Here is an 18548-nt window from a genome sequence, read left to right as displayed (position 1 = left end):
TCGCGGGCAAGCCCGCTCCTACGTAGGAGCGGGCTTGCCCGCGAAGGGGCGCGAAGCGGCCCCAATGCATTTTCACCCCCAAACAAAGCCCGAACGGCGCTACACTCTGCACCCCCGACCGATACGGCCAACACGAGGCTCCTGCATGCAGTATCGCGACTTGCGCGACTTCATCCGTGGCCTGGAACAGCGCGGCGAGCTCAAGCGCATCCAGGTTCCGATCTCCCCCGTCCTGGAAATGACCGAGGTCTGCGACCGCACCCTGCGTGCCAAGGGCCCTGCATTGCTGTTCGAAAAACCCACCGGCTTCGACATCCCAGTGCTGGGCAACCTGTTCGGCACTCCGGAGCGTGTGGCCATGGGCATGGGCGCCGAGTCGGTCGATGAACTGCGCGAAATCGGCAAGTTGCTGGCCTTCCTCAAGGAGCCCGAGCCGCCGAAAGGCCTGAAAGATGCCTGGTCAAAGCTGCCGATCTTCAAGAAAGTCGTGTCGATGGCGCCGAAAGTGGTCAAGGACGCGGTGTGCCAGGAAGTGGTAGTCGAGGGTGACGATGTCGACCTCGGGACGCTGCCGATCCAGCATTGCTGGCCAGGCGACGTGGCGCCGCTGATCACCTGGGGCCTCACCGTCACCCGCGGCCCGAACAAGGACCGCCAGAACCTGGGCATCTACCGCCAGCAGGTGATCGGCCGCAACAAGGTCATCATGCGCTGGCTCAGCCACCGTGGCGGCGCCCTGGACTACCGCGAGTGGTGCGAGAAGAACCCCGGCCAGCCGTTCCCGGTCGCCGTGGCCTTGGGCGCCGACCCGGCGACCATCCTCGGTGCCGTGACCCCCGTGCCGGACACCCTTTCCGAGTACGCCTTTGCCGGCCTGCTGCGGGGCAACCGCACCGAGCTGGTCAAGTGCCGTGGCAGCAACCTGCAAGTACCGGCCACCGCCGAGATCATTCTCGAAGGTGTGATCCACCCGGGTGAAATGGCCCCGGAAGGCCCTTACGGCGACCACACTGGCTACTACAACGAAGTCGACAGCTTCCCGGTGTTCACCGTAGAGCGCATCACTCACCGGCAAAAGCCGATCTACCACAGCACCTACACTGGCCGGCCGCCAGATGAGCCGGCGATTCTCGGCGTGGCGCTGAACGAAGTGTTCGTGCCGATCCTGCAAAAGCAGTTCCCGGAAATTACCGACTTCTACCTGCCGCCGGAAGGTTGCTCGTACCGCATGGCGGTGGTGACCATGAAGAAGCAGTACCCAGGCCACGCCAAGCGCGTGATGTTGGGGGTGTGGTCGTTCCTGCGACAGTTCATGTACACCAAGTTCGTTATTGTTACCGACGACGATATCAACGCCCGCGACTGGAACGACGTGATCTGGGCCATTACCACGCGCATGGACCCCAAGCGTGATACGGTGATGATCGACAACACCCCGATCGATTACCTGGACTTCGCGTCGCCGGTATCGGGGCTGGGGTCGAAGATGGGCCTGGATGCCACGCACAAGTGGCCGGGCGAGACTACACGCGAATGGGGGCGGGTCATCGTCAAGGACGAAGCCGTCACCCGGCGTATCGATGAGCTGTGGGATCAGTTGGGAATAGATTGATGCAGGTAACGTTGCAGCCGTCCGGGGCAGTGCTGGCGCTCGAACCCGGGGAACGGATCCTGGATGGAGCGCGTCGGCTGGGCTATGACTGCCCGAACAGCTGCCGCAATGGCAATTGCCATGTCTGTGCCGCGTTGTTGGTCGAAGGCCGGGTACGCCAGGACGGCCAAGTCCGCGACCACGGCGAGCTGTTCACCTGCATTGCCGAACCACTGGAGGACTGTGTGTTGCTCTGGGATGGTGTGCTGGCACTGGGCGAACTGCCGGTACGCAAGCTGGCCTGCAGTGTCAGTGAGTGCGTCGAGGTGGGTGGTGACGTCTGGCGCGTGCGTTTGCGCGCGCCGGCCGGCAAGCCGTTGCGCTACCACGCCGGCCAATACCTGATGATCGAACGCCAGGGCGGTAAGCAAGCGGCCTTCTCGCTGGCTTCCGCACCGCATGGCGGGCGCGAGTTGGAGCTGCATGTGCTAGCGCGTGAGCCTAGCGCGTTGCAATTGATTGACCAGCTGCAGCGCGACCGCCTGGCGCGCATAGAAATGCCGTTCGGCGATACTCACCTGGCCGAGCTGCCCGACGGCCCGTTGGTGTTGATCGCTGCCGGCACTGGCATGGGCCAGATGCACAGCCTGGTTGAGCATTGCCGGGCGCAGGGCTTCAAGCACCCGGTACACCTGTACTGGGGCGTACGCCGTCCCGAGGACTTCTACCAAATCGAACACTGGGACGAATGGCAGCGCCTGCCCAACCTGTTCCTGCACCAGGTGGTCAGCGACTTGTGCGGCTGGGAAGGCCGTTGCGGCATGCTGCACGAGGCGGTTTGCGAGGACATCGCCAACCTCAACAGCGTGCATGTGTATGCCAGTGGCTCGCCGAACATGATCTATGCCACCCTCGATGCCTTGGTCGAAGCTGGCATGGATGCGCATCGCATGCGTGCGGATGTGTTTGCCTACGCGCCACGCGGTTAATAACCGAAGTTTGAAATTGTGGGTATAAGGCGGTAATTGTTACCGCCTTGGCTAATAACTTTCACCGTGGTTGAAACAGTATTTCCCAGTCGTCGGAGCCGCGCATGAAACTCTGTCGCCAGGGCTTGAGTATTCCTGCATTTCTGTCCTATGGTTACTGCAAGCGCCCCTGGTACACAGGCCTTGGGCCTTTTCGTAATCGAATCTCGCTACATCCGTAGTTCACAGGGATAATGGCGGCAGCTTATGTCGGCACTTGAAAGTATGTCCTGGGAAGTTTCATATCCTCCGACACTCGACTTCGGTCAGCAACATACGCGGGACCAGTTATTCAATTCCATGAAGACGACCATGTCGCGCCATCTAGGCGGGCCGGTGTGGCTGTTCGCCTATGGTTCTTTGATTTGGCGGCCGGAGTGCAACTCCGTGGAGCGTCAACGTGCGCGCGTACATGGTTACCACCGTGGTTTGTACTTGTGGTCGCATGAACACCGCGGCACTCCGGAAACGCCCGGCCTGGTGTTCGGCCTGGACCGCGGTGGCTCCTGCAGCGGCTTTGCCTACCGGCTGGATGACAGCAACCTGGACGACTCGCTGATGGCCCTGTGGCAACGCGAGATGCCGTACCCGGCGTACCGGCCGCACTGGCTTAGTTGCCGGCTAGGCGATGGCAGCAAGGTGCAGGCCCTGGGCTTTGTGCTGGAGCGGCATCTGCCGTGCTATGCCGGGAACCTGCCAGATACCTTGCTTAGCCAGATATTGGCCAGTGCCAAGGGCCGCTATGGCACCACGCGCGACTATGTCGAACAGACCTTGAATGCCTTGCGCAGCCATCAGATGCCAGACCGCAACCTGGAGGCGCGATTTCGCCGTTGCCATAACCTGCGAGAAGTCTGATCAGCCTGCAACGGCCCCTTCGCGGGCACGCCCGCGAAGAGGCCGGAACTGTCTTACCTGGCCAGCACCACCAACTTCCCCACAGCCTGCCGTTGCCCCAGCCTCTCAATGGCCGCCCCCGCCTCAGCCAGTGGATAAGTCTGCGACACCAGCGGTTTCAACTTCCCCTCGGCATGCCAGGCAAACAGCTGACTGAAGTTGGCCGCATTGTCCTGGGGCTGACGCTGCGCAAACGCCCCCCAGAACACCCCCAGCACCGCCGCGCCCTTGAGCAACACCAGGTTGGCGGCCAGTTGCGGGATAGTCCCGCTGGCAAAGCCGACCACCAGCAACCGGCCATTCCAAGCCAACCCGCGAACTGCCTGTTCAAACAGCCCACCACCCACCGGGTCGTAGATCACGTCCACGCCCTGGCCGCCGCTCAGGCGCTTGATCTCATCGCGCAGGCTGGCCTGGCTGTAGTCGATCAGTTCATCCGCGCCGGCGGCCTTGGCTACGGCCAGTTTTTCGGCACTGCTGGCGGCCGCGATCACCCGCGCGCCCATGGCCTTGCCAATTTCCACCGCCGCCAGGCCGACCCCACCGGACGCACCCAGTACCAGCAGGGTCTCGCCTGCCTGCAGCTGGCCGCGTTGGCGCAGGGCATGCATTGAGGTGCCATAGGCCATGCCGAAGGCTGCCGCCGTGGTGAAGTCCATGCTCGCGGGGATTGGCAGCACGTTGTAGAACGGCACTGCTACCTGCTCAGCGAACGCCCCCCAGCCCGTCAGCGCCATGACCCGGTCGCCCACCTTGAAGGCACCGGCCTTTTCACCGACCGCGGCCACCACCCCTGCCGCCTCGCCGCCGGGGGAGAACGGTAAGGGTGGCTGGAACTGGTACTTGCCTTCGATGATCAGGGTGTCGGGGAAGTTGACACCGGCAGCTCGCACATCCAGCAGGATCTCATTGGTCTTTGGTACCGGGCTGGCTACCTCTTCCAGCACTAGGTCGTGCGCCGGGCCCAGGGTTTTGCACAACACAGCTTTCATCGGGCTATTCCTTTGCGGGTAGTGGCCGATAAGTGTAGGAGGGCCGCCTGTCCGGTCAACGAGCATGGCCCACCCTGATGGGCCGGCATAAGCCCGGGCTTGGGTTTGAGCGGTGTGCTGGTTAAGCTGGCGCCAATTGTATTGAGGAGCGAATTCGTGAAAGCGTGGATCTTGATGGTACTGGCGCTGTTGCTGCCGGCTGCGGCCATGGCCGAGGAAGCCAAGGAAGGGGCGCCCAAGGTTGCCTACATCAGCCTGAGCCCGCCCTTTGTCGGCAACTATGCCCTCGACGGCGGCCCGCGGCTGCGCGTGTACAAGGCCGACGTGGCGCTGCGCGTGACCGGCGATGAAGCCGCCAAAGCGGTGCAGCACCACGAACCGTTGATCCGTAACCAGCTGGTGGCGTTGTTCACCCAGCAAACGGTAGACAGCATGAGCAATGTCGAGGCCAAGGAACATCTTCGCCAAGAGGCGCTCAAGCAGGTGCAGCAGGTAATGGAAGCAGAAGAGGGCAAGCCGATCGTTGAAGACCTGCTGTTCAACAACCTGATCGTGCAGTGACCGGCAAGCCGGCTCTCGCAGGTGCGGCCAATCCGGACTGCGGCACGATCCCTGTGGGACTAGAGCCTTGTTCAGGACGCCAGGCTACGGCGAAACCGGGCCAGGGCCACGCTGAAGAACACCAGGCCGATCACGGCCAGCGCCAGGATATCCGGCCACACCACCGTCCACCCGGCATCACGGAACAGGATCGCTGCGCCAAGGCTGACGAAGTGCGTCGACGGCGACCCCTGCATTACCCACTGCAGCCACTGCGGCATGCTGTCCAGCGGTGTGCTGCCGCCGGACAGCAACAGCATCGGGATAATCACCGGGATCGCCAGCAGGCCGAACTGCGGCGTCGAGCGCGCCAGGGTGGCAAGGAAGATGCCCAGTGCGGTGCTGGCGAACAGGTACAGCGCAGTCACCGCCAGGAACAGCCCCATAGAACCAGACAGCGGCACACCCAGCGCGCCCTTGACCACCACCACCAGCGAAATCCAGGTGCAGATCACTACCACCAGCGCGTTGCTGGCGATTTTCGCCAGCATGATTTCCAGGGCGGTCAGTGGCAGTACCAGCAGGTGGTCAAGGGTGCCATGCTCGCGTTCGCGCAGTAGCGCGGTGCCGGTGAGGATGATCGCCAGGATGGTGATGTTGTTGACGATCTGGATCACCGCCAGGAACCAGCCACCTTCCAGGTTGGGATTGAACAAGGCCTTGGCATTGATCGCTACAGGGCTTTGGGTGTTCGTCCGCTGGCTGTAATCGAGTAGCTCGCGCTCGAAGATGCGGCCGATGTAGCCGGCGCCCATGAACGCTTGGCTCATGGCTGTGGCGTCGACGTTTATTTGCAGCTCGGGCGAGCGCCCGCCCAGCAAGTCGCTTTGGAAGTTCACCGGCACATTGATCACGAAGGTGTACTGGCCGCTGTCCATGGCCTGGTCCAGGCGCTCTGAGGCCAGTGGCACGGCGGGCTGGAACTCGGGCGGTTGCAAAGCTTCGCTTAGCTTGCGTGAAAGCAGGCTGTGGTCTTCGTCCACCACCGCGACGCTGGCGTTGTGCACGCCAATCACCGAGCCCGCTGCCGGCATGTAGATCGCCACGCTGAAGGCATACAGCAGGAACAACAGCAGCACGCTGTCGTGGCGCAGGCTGGTCAGCTCTTTAAGGCCCAGGCGCAGGGTGTGGTTCAGGCGCGACATGTCAGGCCTCCTGCTTCTTCAGCATGGCCAGGCTGAGGCCGGTGAATACCACAAAGAAGCTCAGCAGGATCAGGCATTGCGGCCACAGTTCGCGCAGGCCCAGCGCCTTGGTAAACGTGCCGACCGCGATGTCGAGGAAGTAGCCTGCCGGGAACAGCTGGCCCATTACTGCTGCCGCGCCGTCCAGCGACGAGCGTGGCACGATCAGCCCGGAAAACTGGATGGTCGGCAGGCTGGTGATGATCATGGTGCCCAGGATCGCCGCGATCTGGGTACGGGTGAAGGCCGAAATCAGCAGGCCCAGGCTGGTGGTCGCCAGTAGGTACGCGACGCCACCACAGGCCAGGGCCAGCACGCTGCCCTTGAGCGGCACGGCGAACAGCCAGCGGTTCATCGCCAACAGCAGCGCCAGGTTGACTAGGCTCACGGCCAGGTAGGGCATCTGCTTACCGAGCAGGAACTCCAGGCGGGTGAGGGGCGTGGCGTAGAAGTTGGTGATGGAGCCGAGCTCTTTCTCGCGGACGATGCCCAGCGCGGTGAGCATGGCCGGTATGAAGGCCAGGATCAGCGCCATCACCCCCGGGCCGATGGCGTTCACGCTGACTACGTCCTGGTTGTAGCGGAAACGGGTTTCCAGGCGCACCAGGTCCTGGCGTGGCTGCGGCTGTTGGCTGAGCGCTGCCAGGTGCTCGAGGTTGGCCTGGTGTACCGCTTCCACATAGTTGCGGCTGGTTTCCGCCCGGAACGGCATGCCGCCGTCGAGCCAGGCGGCCACCACCGGCTGGCGCCCGGCGTAAAGATCGCGGCCAAAGCCGGGCGGAATCTCCAACGCCAGTTTGATTTCCGAGCGTTGCAGGCGCTGGTGCATTTCACGGGTATCGCGGATGGGCGCTTGTTCGGCGAAATAGCGCGAGCCGCGGAAGGCTTCGAGGTAGGCCCGGCTTTGCGGGCTCTGGTCCTGGTCGTGCACGGCGAAGGCGAGGTTTTCTACATCCAGCGAAATGCCGTAGCCGAAGATCACCATCATGAACATCGCGCCCAGCAGGGCGAAGGCCAGGCGCACCTTGTCGCGCAGTAGCTCCTTGCCCTCGCGGCTGGCTACCGCCAGCAGACGACGCAGGCTGAAACCCTGGCGCAGCGCCGGTGCAGGCGTGGTGGCTTGCTCCAGCACGGTGTTGGCCGTGGCTTGTGGTGCCAGCTCCTGGGCTTGTTCCAGGCAGCGCACGAACGCGTCTTCCAGGGTGTCGCACTGGTACTGGCGCTGCAGTGCACTGGGTGTGTCGCAGGCCAGTACCCGGCCGGCGTGCATCAGCGAGATGCGGTCGCAGCGCTGGGCTTCGTTCATGAAGTGGGTGGAGAGGAAAATCGTCACGCCCTGCTCGCGTGACAGCTCCACCAGCAGCCGCCAGAAGTCGTCGCGGGCGGCCGGGTCGACGCCGGAGGTGGGTTCGTCGAGGATCAGCACTTCAGGGCGGTGCAACACCGCCACCGCCAGCGAGAGGCGCTGGCGCAGGCCGAGGGGCAGGGCGCCGGACGGTTGATCGGCGATTGCGCCCAGGTCGAAGCGTTGGATCAGCTCATCGATGCGCTGGGCGCTCTCGGCCTGGGGCAGGTCGAACAGCCGGCCGTGCAGGGCCAGGTTCTGCCGGGTGCTGAGTTCGCCATACAGCGAAAAACTCTGCGACATGAAGCCGACCCGCTTGCGCGTGGCCAGGTCGCTGGCATCCACCGGGCGGCCGAGCAAGCTGGCGTTGCCCTCGCTGGCCGGCATCAGGCCGGTGAGCACTTTCATGGTGGTGGTCTTGCCGCAGCCGTTGGAGCCGAGGAAGCCGAAGATCTCGCCGCGGCCAATGGCGAAACTGACCTTGTTTACCGCTGTGAAGTCGCCAAAGCGCAGGGTCAGGTCGTGGGCCTCGATGGCGACCGGGCCGTCAGTGGCCGGGCGCGGCGGAATACTTAGCGGCTGGTGTTCAGCCTTGCCTGCGCCCTGGTAATGGGTGAAGGCATCGTCCAGCTTGCCGCTGGGGGTGACCGCAGCCAACTCGCGGCTGGGGCCAGCGGCCAAAAGGCGACCGCCATCGAGCATCAGGCAATGCTCGAACTGTTCGGCTTCTTCCATGTAGGCAGTGGCCACCAGCAGGGTCAGTTGCGGGCGTTGCGCGCGAACCTGCTCGACCAGCTCCCAGAAGCGTCGCCGTGATAGCGGGTCGACGCCAGTGGTCGGTTCGTCGAGGATTAGCAGGTCTGGCTCGTGGATCAGTGCACAGCACAGCCCCAGCTTCTGCTTCATGCCGCCCGACAGCTTGCCCGCTGGGCGTTCGGCAAAGCGCTGCAGGTCGGTGGCCTGCAGCAGGTTGGCCATGCGCTGCTCGCACTCGCGGCGGCCCAGGCCGAACAGGGTGGCGAAAAAGCGGATGTTCTCGCTGATCGACAGCTCCGGGTACAGGTTGTTGCCCAGCCCCTGCGGCATGAATGCCACTTTCGGGTACAGCGCCGCGCGATGGCGTCGCTGGCGGATGGAGCCACCCAACACTTGCAGTTCACCCTGTTGCAGGCGCTTGACGCCGGCGATAAGCCCCAGCAGAGTCGATTTACCTGCCCCGTCAGGGCCGATCAGCGCGCAGCGGGTGCCCGCCGGTAGGCTGAAGCCGAGGGGATGCAAGGCCACCAGGTCGCCATAGCGGTGGCTGATGCCCTCGGCCAGCAGTGCCGGGGCGTTCATTGCAGGTTAGCCGGCCAGTCCACCTCAGCCGTGCGTACGTAGCCGGCACCTGGCATGCCCGGTTTGGCCTGCGGTACGGCGCTCGGGTCGGTCAGGCGCAGCTTGACCCGGAACACCAGCTTTTGCCGCTCGTCACGGGTTTCTACCTGCTTGGGCGTGAACTGGGCCTTGGCCGCGACAAACGCTACCTTTGCCGGCAGCGCCCGCTCGGGCAGGGCGTCGAGCACGATGCGCGCTTGGTCGCCCACCGTTAGCTGGCCGCTGGTGGAGGCTGGCAGGTAGAGGTTCATGTATTGGTCGCTGGGGTCGATCAGCATCAATACCCGGCCCCCGGCTCCCAGCACTTCACCGGGTTCGGCCAGGCGCAGCTGGATGATGCCGTTTATCGGCGCGCGCAAGCTGCTGTCGTCGATCTCGCTGGTAAGCTGGGCCACCTGGGCCTCGGCGGCACCGATGGCGGCCTTGATTGCCGCTAGCTGAGCACGGGCGGCGACCACGGCGGCGTTGGCTGTGTCAAAGCGCGCCTGCTGCTGATCGAGCAACTGCTGGCTGGCGTATTTGCGTTGGAAAATCTCGCGTACGCGCTTGAGTTCCTGGCTGGCAAGTAGCAGTTCGCTCTGGCGCAATTGTACGCTGGCCTGCGCGGCAGCGTAGTTTTCGCGGGCGCGCAGTACCTCGGCTTCGGCCTGGCTGCGCTGGGCTTCCATGGTGCGGGTGTCGATACGTGCCAGCAATTGGCCGCGGGTGACCTTGTCACCCTCATCGACCAGCACTTCAGCCAGGCGCCCGGGGATTTTGCTGGCGATTTGCACTTCGGTGGCTTCGAGGCGGCCGTTGCCCATGCTCAGGCCTTCGGGCAACTGATCGTGCAGCGACTTCCAGTACCCTAGCCCACCGGCGGCCGCTAGCAGGGCGATCAGCGCGGTGGCGAAGATTCTGGGGGCGTATCGGTTCATCGTTCTGCATCCTTGCGGTCGTGCACACTGCATCATGGCCTGCGGCCATGTGTGGCGTGTTGATATCGGTCAAATCGATGACTGGGTCTGCTTTGCAGCCCATCGCCGGCAAGCCAGCTCCCCCAGGGACAGCACATGGCTGCCGGCCGCAGGGCGGCCCCATTGGTTTATGACCTTAGCCGCAGTTTCAACGCAACGCGACAATCACTGCCCATTGCTCTGGCGTCACCGGCATCACCGACAGGCGGCTGCCCTTTTGCACCAACGGCAGTTCAGCCAGGCCGGCCTGCTGTTTCAACTGGCCCAGTTCCAGCACCCGTGGCAGGGTCTGTACATGGGCCACATCCACCGCGCTCCATGGGTTCTTGTCGACCGTGGCCTTGGCGTCGTAGTAATGGCTTTGCGGGTCCAGCGCGGTTGGGTCCGGGTACGCCGCGCGGGTGATGCGGGCAATGCCGGCGATGCCCGGTTGCGGGCAGCTGGAGTGATAGAAGAAGAACTCATCGCCAACGCTCATGGCCCGCAGAAAATTGCGAGCCTGGTAGTTGCGCACGCCGTCCCAGCGCGCTTCGCCGAGCCGGCCGAGGGCTTCGATGGAGAGCTCGTCAGGCTCGGATTTCATCAGCCAGTAGGCCATGGATGCTGCTCCTGAAAAGGTTTGAAATAACCTGTTGCACGAAACCGACAGCCGGTTGGCGTCAAGGTTTGCTTGCAGACGCAGGTTGTCGGAAAATGCGCCCCGTTTAAAATGCGATGCTCCGGCGGTGCTCACAAAATCGCCGAGCTTGAACAGTTTGCCTGGGGGGCAATCTTCGATGAATCAACGTAAAAAGCCGGATCTGCTGTGGATCCTGGTGTTTATTTTTGGCTTGGGTGTGGTTACTACCGGTTATGCGCAAGGGTTCCTGGAGCGCAAGCAGGATAACGCCTACCAGCTGCCGGTCGACGCCAGCCAGCCACAACGTTGATGCCCCCACTGGCGCCGTTCAACGCGGCGCCAGGTACCAGCCACGGTCCGAGACCGTCCCTTGCAGCGGTACATCCCAACTGGCCTGAGCCAGCCGCTCGACCTTCTGGCATTCATGTGCCAGCCCCAGCAGCAACGGTTTTTTCCAGGTCTTACGACGTCCCTGGTAGGCCAGGCTGCGATCATAGAAACCACCGCCCATTCCCAGGCGCCCGCCCACTTCGTCGAAACCGACCAGCGGTAACAGGATCAGGTCCAGCGACCAGATCGGGCGCTGGCGCTTGCGCTCGGTGACCGGCTCGGGAATGCGAAAGCGGTTGGGTTTGAGCTTCTCGCCCTGCTCGAAGCGCTGGAACACCATGCGCGTGCGCGGCCAGGCATGCAGCACCGGCAGGTAGGTGTGTTTGCCACGGCGCTGGGCTTCACGCAGCAGCAGGCAAGGGTCGATTTCGCCATCGTTGGGCAGGTACAAAGCAATGTGTCGGGCGCGGCGGAACAATGGGTGCTGCGCCAGCTGGCGGTACAGGCCAAGGGTAGCCTGGCGTTGCTGGGCAGGGGTAAGGGCGCGGCGGGCATTGCGGAGCTGGCGACGAAGCTGGGGGCGGGTGAGCGGCACGGTGTCGGTCATGGCACGGGCGATCCCAGGTGTGCTGGCAAACAGCGTAGGCCAAAACGAAATGCCCGCCGGGGAGGGCGGGCAAGAATTCAGGCTCCCCGATAAGACCGCTATCGGTGTAGCCCTTGAACCCGAAAGTTCAAGGTGGAGATTGCAGGGGGCGTTAAGGCTTTCCGTCGGGCGGACATGCACACCGGCCCCAGCGTGCAACCCCCGTGGTTGTGCGTATCGGCTCAGGGACATAACCGACTGGCGCATCCCCCAGGGAGTGGCGCCAGTATACCAATCTCAACTGATTTTGGTATCCGTGTCGTCGGACAAAGCTTTATCCACACGATCCAGCAGGTCGCGCACCTGTTCGCGGTTGGTGCCGCTGACCGGGGCTTGGGCGCGATCTTCCTGGCGGTGCAGCATCTCGTGGGTAATGTTCAATGCCGCCATGACCGCGATGCGGTCGGCGCCAATCACCTTGCCGCTGCTACGGATCTCGCGCATCTTGCTGTCCAGGTAACGCGCGGCGCTGACCAGGTTGTTGCGCTCTTCCGGCGGGCAGATGATCGAGTATTCTTTGTCGAGGATCTGCACGGTGACGCTATTGCTTGAACTCATGAGTCTTGCTCCAGAGCCTTGAGGCGTAAGATCATCGACTCGACCTTGCGCTTGGCGATCTCGTTCTTTTCGATGAGGTGGGCGCGCTCTTCGCGCCAGGATCGTTCCTGAGCTACTAGGAGTGCATTTTGCCGTTTTAGTTGCTCGATGCGTTCGATCAGCAACTCGAATCGGCTCATCAGTGCCTGCAGGTCGTTCTCTTGCGTGGGTTGCACTCGATTCGCTCCATCGTTGACTCACCTTGCGATGATGCCTCGCCCAAGGCCGCGACGGCCAGTGCCGATGGTCTTGGCGCGCCTGGCGGTGCTAGGATACAAGGTCTCCATTCTAGTCATTGCGCCGTCTGGCGCCTAGCAGCCCATGCCCAATACCCAATCGCCCTACATCGCTTTCGCCATGCTGCTTTCCAGCAATGGCCACCCTGTTACCCCCGCCGAACTGCACGGCCTATTGATCGGCCGCAGCTGCGCCGGCGCTGGTTTCGATGCCGAAGGCTGGCTGGCTGACGCCGCTCAGCTGCTGGAAACCGAACCCGGTGACACCGTACGCAACGCCCTGGTCGGCCTGCAGGAAATGGTCAAGGGCGAGCTGACCAGCGACGACATGGCTATCGTCCTGCTGCTGCCTTCCGACGACGCCGCTTTGACCGATCGCGCCACCGCGCTGGGCCAGTGGTGTCAGGGCTTCATTACCGGTTTCGGCCTGAACGCCGGTGGCAAGGACCTGTCTGACGAGGCCAAGGAAGTGTTGCAGGACCTGGTGGCCATTTCCCAGGTTCAGGAAGCCCTCGAAGAGTCCGAGGATGGTGAGAGCGACTACATGGAAGTCACGGAATACCTGCGTGTGGCGCCCCTGCTGCTGTTCTCCGAGCTGGCCAAGCCGGCCGCCCCCGCGCCCAAGCCATCGCTGCACTGATCAACCGGGGGTAGCCTGCCCATGAGCCACATTCCCAAGGCCGAGTATGCCCGTCGGCGCAAGGCGCTGATGGCGCAGATGGTCCCCAACAGCATCGCCATCCTGCCCGCCGCTGCGGTTGCCATCCGCAACCGCGACGTCGAGCACGTGTACCGCCAGGACAGCGACTTCCAGTACCTCAGTGGCTTCCCTGAGCCGGAGGCGGTGATTGCGCTGATCCCGGGGCGTGAGCATGGCGAATACGTGCTGTTCTGCCGTGAACGCAACCCCGAGCGCGAACTGTGGGACGGCCTGCGGGCCGGCCAGGAAGGTGCGGTGCGCGATTTCGGCGCCGACGATGCCTTCCCCATCACCGACATCGACGAGATTCTGCCCGGCCTGATCGAGGGCCGCGAGCGGGTCTACAGTGCCATGGGTAGCAACCCCGAGTTCGACCGCCGGCTGATGGACTGGATCAACGTGATCCGCTCCAAGGCGCGCCTGGGGGCTCAGCCGCCGAACGAGTTCGTTGCGCTGGATCATCTGCTGCACGACATGCGCCTGTATAAATCGGCTGCGGAAGTGAAGGTGATGCGCGCCGCCGCAAGCATTTCGGCGCGGGCCCACGTGCGGGCCATGCAGGCCTGCCGGGCCGGGCTGCACGAATACAGCCTGGAAGCCGAGCTGGACTACGAGTTCCGCAAGGGTGGGGCGAAGATGCCAGCCTACGGCTCGATCGTCGCGGCTGGGCGTAATGGCTGCATCTTGCACTACCAGCAGAATGACGCCCCGCTCAAGGATGGTGACCTGGTACTGATCGACGCCGGCTGCGAGATCGACTGCTACGCCAGCGACATCACCCGTACCTTCCCGGTCAGCGGGCGGTTTTCGCCCGAACAGAAGGCCATCTACGAGCTGGTGCTCAAGGCGCAGGCGGCGGCGTTTGCCGAAATCGCCCCCGGCAAGCACTGGAACCATGCCCACGAGGCGACCGTAAAGGTTATCACCGAGGGCCTGGTGGAGCTGGGCTTGCTGACCGGTGAGGTGCAGGCGTTGATCGACAGCGAGGCCTACCGTGCTTTCTACATGCACCGTGCCGGGCATTGGCTGGGCATGGATGTGCATGATGTGGGCGATTACAAGGTGGGCGGCGAGTGGCGGGTGCTTGAGCCCGGCATGGCGCTGACCGTCGAACCGGGCATCTACATCGGTGCCGACAATCAGGCCGTAGCCAAAAAGTGGCGCGGCATTGGTGTAAGGATCGAGGACGACGTGGTAGTGACCAGGCAAGGTTGTGAAATCCTCACTTCGGGCGTGCCGCGCACGGTCGCCGAGATCGAGGCGCTGATGCAGGCCGCCCGCAAGGACGCGGCATGAATCGGGTGAACCTGGCGATCATCGGCGGCGGCCTGGTGGGTGCCAGCTTGGCCTTGGCCCTGCAGGCCGGGGCCAAGGCACGTGGCTGGAAGATCCTGCTGATCGAGCCGTTCGCCCCCGGCGACAGCTTCCAGCCCAGCTACGATGCGCGCTCGTCGGCGTTGTCGTTCGGTACCCAGCAAATCTATCAGCAATTGGGCCTGTGGCAGGCCATTGGCCGCCGCGCCGAGCCGATCCGGCAAATTCACGTGTCCGACCGCGGCCGCTTCGGCAGCACCCGCCTGGATGCAATGGAAGAAGGCGTGCCAGCGCTGGGCTACGTGGTGGAAAACGCCTGGCTGGGCCAATGCCTGTGGCAAGGGCTGGACAGCGAGGTGGTGAGCTGGCGCTGCCCGGCAGAAGTGGCCTCGATGCAGGCGATCGAAGGCGGCTACCGCCTGCTGCTGAACGACGACACCGCATTGGAATGTGACCTGGCGGTATTGGCTGACGGTGGCCGCTCTGGCCTGCGCGAACAGCTGGGCATCCATGTGCGCCACACGCCTTACCAACAGAGCGCATTGATCGCCAATATCACCCCGGGTGAGGCTCACGGTGGTCAGGCCTTCGAGCGTTTCACCGAAGAAGGCCCCATGGCCTTGCTACCGCTGCCGGAAAACCGCTGTGCACTGGTTTGGACTCGCCAGGGCATGGACGCGCGGCGCCTGGCCGATATCGACGAGCGCAATTTCCTCCGCGAGTTGCAGGGCGTGTTCGGCTACCGCCTGGGCGCCTTGCGCCAGGTCGGCGCGCGCCACCTCTACCCGTTGTCATTGATCGAGGCCCAAGAGCAGGTACGGCCGCACCTGGTGGTGCTGGGCAACGCCGCGCACAGCCTGCACCCTATCGCCGGCCAGGGCTTCAACCTGTCGCTGCGTGACGTGCAGGCGCTGGCCGAGGCGCTGCTGGCCGGCCCGCAGCAGCCTGGCGACCTGACCACGCTGCAGGCCTACCACCAACGCCAGCGCCTGGACCAGGCCCTGACCATCGGTTTTTCCGATCAGGTCACCCGCCTGTTTGGCAGCAGCCAGCCGTTGCTGGCCGCTGGGCGTAACCTGGGCCTGCTCGGCCTTGATCTGCTGCCACCGGCCAAAAGCTGGTTTGCCCGGCAGGCCATGGGCCTGGGCACTCGCCCCGATCCGCGGGGGCGCGCATGAGTGATGACTCGCGCCGGCTAGCGCGCCGGGCGCGCCTGTTGCGCTGGCGGCTGAACCTGTTCCCGCCGTACTTCGGTGCCGGTATCCGCGTGCAGCACATCAGCCCAGACCTGCGCAGCGTCAAGGTGGCGATGAAGCTGACCCGCTGGAACCGTAACTACGTTGGCACCCAGTGCGGCGGTAGCCTGTATGCGATGGTCGACCCGTTCTACATGCTGCTGCTGATCGAGCAGCTGGGGCGTGACTACATCGTCTGGGACAAGGCCGCCAACATCGATTTCATTTCGCCGGGCAAAGGCCCGGTGTATGCCGAACTCCACGTCGATGACGCGCTGCTGGACGACATTCGCCAGCAGACCGCCACCGGCAAGAAGTGCCTGCCGCGGTTGCAGGTCGATATCCGCGACGGGGCTGGCGAACTGGTGGCGCGGGTCGATAAAACTCTATATGTGCGGCTTAAGCCGCAAGCGAGGCTGGCGTAAAGCATGGAAATGCGCGCAGATCTGTTGATTGTCGGTGCCGGTATGGTCGGTAGCGCCCTGGCCCTGGCGTTACGCCACAGCGGCCTGCAAATCCTCTTGCTCGACGGTGGCCCGCTGTCGGTCAAACCGTTCGATGCTCAGGCCCCGTTCGAGCCGCGCGTCAGCGCGTTGTCGGCGGCCAGCCAGCGTATCCTTGAGCGCCTTGGCGCTTGGGACGGTATTGCCCAGCGGCGTGCCACACCGTACTCGCACATGCACGTGTGGGATGGCAGCGGCACCGGCCAGATCCACTTTTCGGCTGCCAGCGTGCATGCTCAGGTGCTCGGCCACATCGTCGAGAACCGAGTGGTGCAGGACGGCCTGCTGGAGCGCCTGCATGACAGCGATATTGGCCTGCTGCCCAACGCGCGGCTGGAACAGCTGCGCCGCTCGGGTGACGAATGGCTGCTGACCCTGGCCGATGGCCGCCAACTGCGTGCGCCACTGGTGATCGCGGCCGATGGCGCCAACTCGGCGGTGCGGCGCCTGGCCGGTTGCGCAACCCGTGAGTGGGACTACCTGCACCATGCCATCGTCACCAGCGTGCGCTGCAGCGCCGGGCACCAGGCTACGGCCTGGCAGCGGTTTACCGATGAAGGGCCGTTGGCGTTCCTGCCGTTGAGCCGCGATGGCCAGCAGGATTGGTGCTCGATCGTTTGGTCGACCACGCCGGAACATGCCGAGCAGTTGATGGCGCTGGATGAAACGACCTTCCTGAAAGCCCTGCAGCGGGCGTTCGAGGGCCGCCTGGGGGAGGTGCTGCAGGCCGACCCGCGGATGTGCGTGCCGCTGCGTCAGCGCCATGCCAAGCGCTATGTGGATGAAGGCCTGGCGTTGATTGGCGATGCCGCGCACACCATTCACCCGTTGGCTGGGCAGGGCGTGAACTTGGGCTTTCTCGATGCCGCAGTACTGGCCGAAGTGTTGGTCAATGCCTGCGAGCGTGGCGAGCGGCTGGCGGATGTGAAGGTGCTGAGCCGTTACGAGCGGCGGCGCATGCCGCACAACTTGGCACTGATGGCCGCGATGGAAGGGTTCGAGCGGTTGTTCCAGGCCAACCCGTTGCCGTTGCGCTGGTTGCGTAACAGCGGATTGAAGCTGGTGGAGCAAATGCCGGAGGCCAAGGCACTGTTTGTGCGGCAGGCACTGGGTTTGAGTGGTGACCTGCCCGAATTGGCCAGAACTTGAGATTGCTGGGGCTGCTGCACAGCCCCCTTTGCAACATCCAGTAACGGCTAGGTAGATGAGTCGGAAAATGGGATTCACTACCATTCGCACCTCTCATATGATCCGAGGAGTGCTTTCCATGTTGCCACGCAAGCCCCTACTGGCCGCCCTGGCCCTGACCCTGTTCGGCGGCACCGCCCAGGCGGCGGATGAAGTGGTGGTGTACTCCTCGCGCATCGACGAGCTGATCAAGCCCGTGTTCGATGCCTATACCGCCAAGACTGGGGTCAAGATCAAGTTCATCACCGACAAGGAAGCCCCGCTGATGCAGCGCATCAAGGCCGAGGGCGACAACGGTGTGGCTGACCTGCTGCTGACTGTCGATGCCGGCAACCTGTGGCAGGCCGAGCAAATGGGCATCCTGCAGCCGATCAAGTCCGACGTCATCGACCAGAACATCCCGCCGCAGTACCGCGCTTCGTCCCATGACTGGACCGGCCTGAGCCTGCGCGCCCGCACCATCATCTACTCCACCGAGCGGGTCAAACCGGCGGAACTGAGCACCTACGAAGCTCTGGCTGACAAACAGTGGGAAGGCCGCCTGTGCCTGCGTACCGCGAAGAAGGTGTACAACCAGTCGCTGACCGCCACCCTGATCGAGACCCACGGCGAAGCGAAAACCGAGCAAATCGTCAAAGGTTGGGTCAACAACCTGTCCACTGACGTGTTCTCCGACGACAACGCCGTCATCCAGGCCATCGAGGCCGGCCAGTGCGACGTGGGCGTGGTCAACACCTACTATTACGGGCGCCTGCATAACCAGAACCCGAAAATGCCGGTGAAGATTTTCTGGCCCAACCAGGCTGACCGCGGCGTGCATGTGAACCTGTCGGGTATCGGCCTGACCAAACACGCGCCACACCCGGAGGCGGCGATAAAGCTGGTGGAGTGGATGACCGGCGAAGAGGCGCAGAAGCTGTTCGCCGACATCAACCAGGAGTTCCCGGCCAACCCCAAGGTCAAGCCATCGGACGAAGTGGCGGCGTGGGGCAGCTTCAAGGCTGACAGCATTGCGGTGGAAATCGCCGGCAAGCGCCAGGCTGAAGCCATTCGCTTGATGGATCGGGCTGGCTGGAACTAAGCGCCAAGCTTTATCCTTTCGGGGCCTGCAAGGGCCCTTTCGCGGCGGTTCGGCGTTCCGATGAACCTGCTTCTACAGGAATTGCACAGGGTTCAGCATTGTGCGGTCCCTATGGGAGCGGGTTTACCC

At 63.7% G+C, this 18548-nt stretch carries 19 protein-coding genes and 1 other RNA gene; 11 read left to right on the top strand and 9 right to left on the bottom strand.

The window, feature by feature from the left end; all coding sequences use genetic code 11:
* Positions 1-145: 145 nt before the first annotated feature.
* From ubiD to DV532_RS24220, 3 genes are all read left to right on the top strand, one after another.
* The gene (ubiD, locus tag DV532_RS24230; protein WP_056794138.1) at positions 146-1612 is read left to right on the top strand and encodes a 4-hydroxy-3-polyprenylbenzoate decarboxylase; all 1467 of its coding nucleotides are present in this window, start codon (positions 146-148) and stop codon (positions 1610-1612) included.
* Positions 1612-2580: a CDP-6-deoxy-delta-3,4-glucoseen reductase gene (locus DV532_RS24225; protein ID WP_056794140.1), complete on the top strand. Its 969-nt coding sequence runs from the start codon at positions 1612-1614 to the stop codon at positions 2578-2580. Before ubiD ends, DV532_RS24225 begins: the two co-directional genes overlap by 1 nt.
* 246 nt (positions 2581-2826) lie before the next feature.
* Complete coding sequence (locus tag DV532_RS24220) at positions 2827-3477, top strand: gamma-glutamylcyclotransferase (RefSeq protein ID WP_056794142.1); 651 nt, start codon at positions 2827-2829, stop codon at positions 3475-3477.
* Positions 3478-3530: 53 nt separating this feature from the next.
* Here the strand turns inward: DV532_RS24220 and DV532_RS24215 are convergent, their stop codons facing one another.
* A complete protein-coding gene (locus DV532_RS24215) occupies positions 3531-4508 on the bottom strand; it encodes an NADPH:quinone oxidoreductase family protein (protein ID WP_056794143.1) in 978 nt (325 codons plus the stop codon).
* Between the two features lie 156 nt (positions 4509-4664).
* Between DV532_RS24215 and DV532_RS24210 the strand changes: the two genes are divergently transcribed.
* Positions 4665-5069 carry a flagellar basal body-associated protein FliL gene (locus DV532_RS24210; protein WP_056794145.1) on the top strand — a complete coding sequence of 135 codons (405 nt, stop codon included), beginning with the start codon at positions 4665-4667 and terminating at the stop codon, positions 5067-5069.
* 71 nt (positions 5070-5140) lie between these two features.
* On the opposite strand, the gene DV532_RS24205 is transcribed toward DV532_RS24210, so the two are convergent.
* The 4 genes from DV532_RS24205 to DV532_RS24190 form a co-directional block, all read right to left on the bottom strand.
* A complete protein-coding gene (locus tag DV532_RS24205; RefSeq protein ID WP_056794146.1) occupies positions 5141-6253 on the bottom strand; it encodes an ABC transporter permease in 1113 nt (370 codons plus the stop codon).
* A 1-nt stretch (position 6254) separates the two neighbouring features.
* Positions 6255-8975: a ribosome-associated ATPase/putative transporter RbbA gene (gene rbbA / locus DV532_RS24200; RefSeq protein WP_056794148.1), complete on the bottom strand. Its 2721-nt coding sequence runs from the start codon at positions 8973-8975 to the stop codon at positions 6255-6257.
* Positions 8972-9931, bottom strand: a complete 960-nt coding sequence (locus DV532_RS24195; RefSeq protein WP_056794149.1) for an HlyD family secretion protein — start codon at positions 9929-9931, stop codon at positions 8972-8974. Before DV532_RS24195 ends, rbbA begins: the two co-directional genes overlap by 4 nt.
* Before the next feature lie 187 nt (positions 9932-10118).
* Entirely contained in the window at positions 10119-10568 is a 450-nt protein-coding gene (locus DV532_RS24190) for an EVE domain-containing protein (protein WP_056794151.1), read from the bottom strand.
* Positions 10569-10746: 178 nt separating this feature from the next.
* Between DV532_RS24190 and DV532_RS30450 the strand changes: the two genes are divergently transcribed.
* Positions 10747-10899, top strand: a complete 153-nt coding sequence (locus tag DV532_RS30450; protein ID WP_162948980.1) for a hypothetical protein — start codon at positions 10747-10749, stop codon at positions 10897-10899.
* Positions 10900-10917: 18 nt separating this feature from the next.
* On the opposite strand, the gene DV532_RS24185 is transcribed toward DV532_RS30450, so the two are convergent.
* From DV532_RS24185 to DV532_RS24170, 4 genes are all read right to left on the bottom strand, one after another.
* A complete protein-coding gene (locus DV532_RS24185; protein WP_056794153.1) occupies positions 10918-11526 on the bottom strand; it encodes a 5-formyltetrahydrofolate cyclo-ligase in 609 nt (202 codons plus the stop codon).
* 79 nt (positions 11527-11605) lie between these two features.
* A non-coding RNA gene (ssrS, locus tag DV532_RS24180) (6S RNA) lies at positions 11606-11785 on the bottom strand.
* 17 nt (positions 11786-11802) lie between these two features.
* The gene (locus DV532_RS24175; RefSeq protein ID WP_056794155.1) at positions 11803-12123 is read right to left on the bottom strand and encodes a cell division protein ZapA; all 321 of its coding nucleotides are present in this window, start codon (positions 12121-12123) and stop codon (positions 11803-11805) included.
* Positions 12120-12302 (bottom strand): TIGR02449 family protein, encoded by a 183-nt coding sequence (locus DV532_RS24170; protein WP_056796600.1) that lies wholly within the window; start codon positions 12300-12302, stop codon positions 12120-12122. The genes DV532_RS24175 and DV532_RS24170 overlap by 4 nt, the downstream gene beginning before the upstream one ends.
* Before the next feature lie 181 nt (positions 12303-12483).
* Between DV532_RS24170 and DV532_RS24165 the strand changes: the two genes are divergently transcribed.
* From DV532_RS24165 to DV532_RS24140, 6 genes are all read left to right on the top strand, one after another.
* Positions 12484-13038, top strand: coding sequence for a YecA family protein (locus tag DV532_RS24165; RefSeq protein WP_056794158.1), 555 nt, complete (start codon positions 12484-12486; stop codon positions 13036-13038).
* A 21-nt stretch (positions 13039-13059) separates the two neighbouring features.
* Positions 13060-14394, top strand: a complete 1335-nt coding sequence (gene pepP / locus DV532_RS24160) for a Xaa-Pro aminopeptidase (RefSeq protein WP_056794160.1) — start codon at positions 13060-13062, stop codon at positions 14392-14394.
* Complete coding sequence (gene ubiH, locus DV532_RS24155) at positions 14391-15590, top strand: 2-octaprenyl-6-methoxyphenyl hydroxylase (RefSeq protein WP_056794162.1); 1200 nt, start codon at positions 14391-14393, stop codon at positions 15588-15590. The genes pepP and ubiH overlap by 4 nt, the downstream gene beginning before the upstream one ends.
* Complete coding sequence (locus tag DV532_RS24150) at positions 15587-16072, top strand: DUF4442 domain-containing protein (protein WP_056794164.1); 486 nt, start codon at positions 15587-15589, stop codon at positions 16070-16072. Before ubiH ends, DV532_RS24150 begins: the two co-directional genes overlap by 4 nt.
* Positions 16073-16081: 9 nt before the next feature.
* Positions 16082-17299: a 2-octaprenyl-3-methyl-6-methoxy-1,4-benzoquinol hydroxylase gene (locus DV532_RS24145; RefSeq protein ID WP_162948985.1), complete on the top strand. Its 1218-nt coding sequence runs from the start codon at positions 16082-16084 to the stop codon at positions 17297-17299.
* A gap of 118 nt (positions 17300-17417) precedes the next feature.
* Positions 17418-18419, top strand: coding sequence for an extracellular solute-binding protein (locus DV532_RS24140; protein WP_056794168.1), 1002 nt, complete (start codon positions 17418-17420; stop codon positions 18417-18419).
* The last annotated feature ends 129 nt before the right edge of the window (positions 18420-18548 follow it).

The sequence above is a fragment of the Pseudomonas sp. Leaf58 genome (assembly GCF_003627215.1).
Lineage (GTDB): Bacteria > Pseudomonadota > Gammaproteobacteria > Pseudomonadales > Pseudomonadaceae > Aquipseudomonas.
Note: the sequence above shows the minus strand (reverse complement) of the source record. Positions and strands in the feature narration are given on the sequence as shown.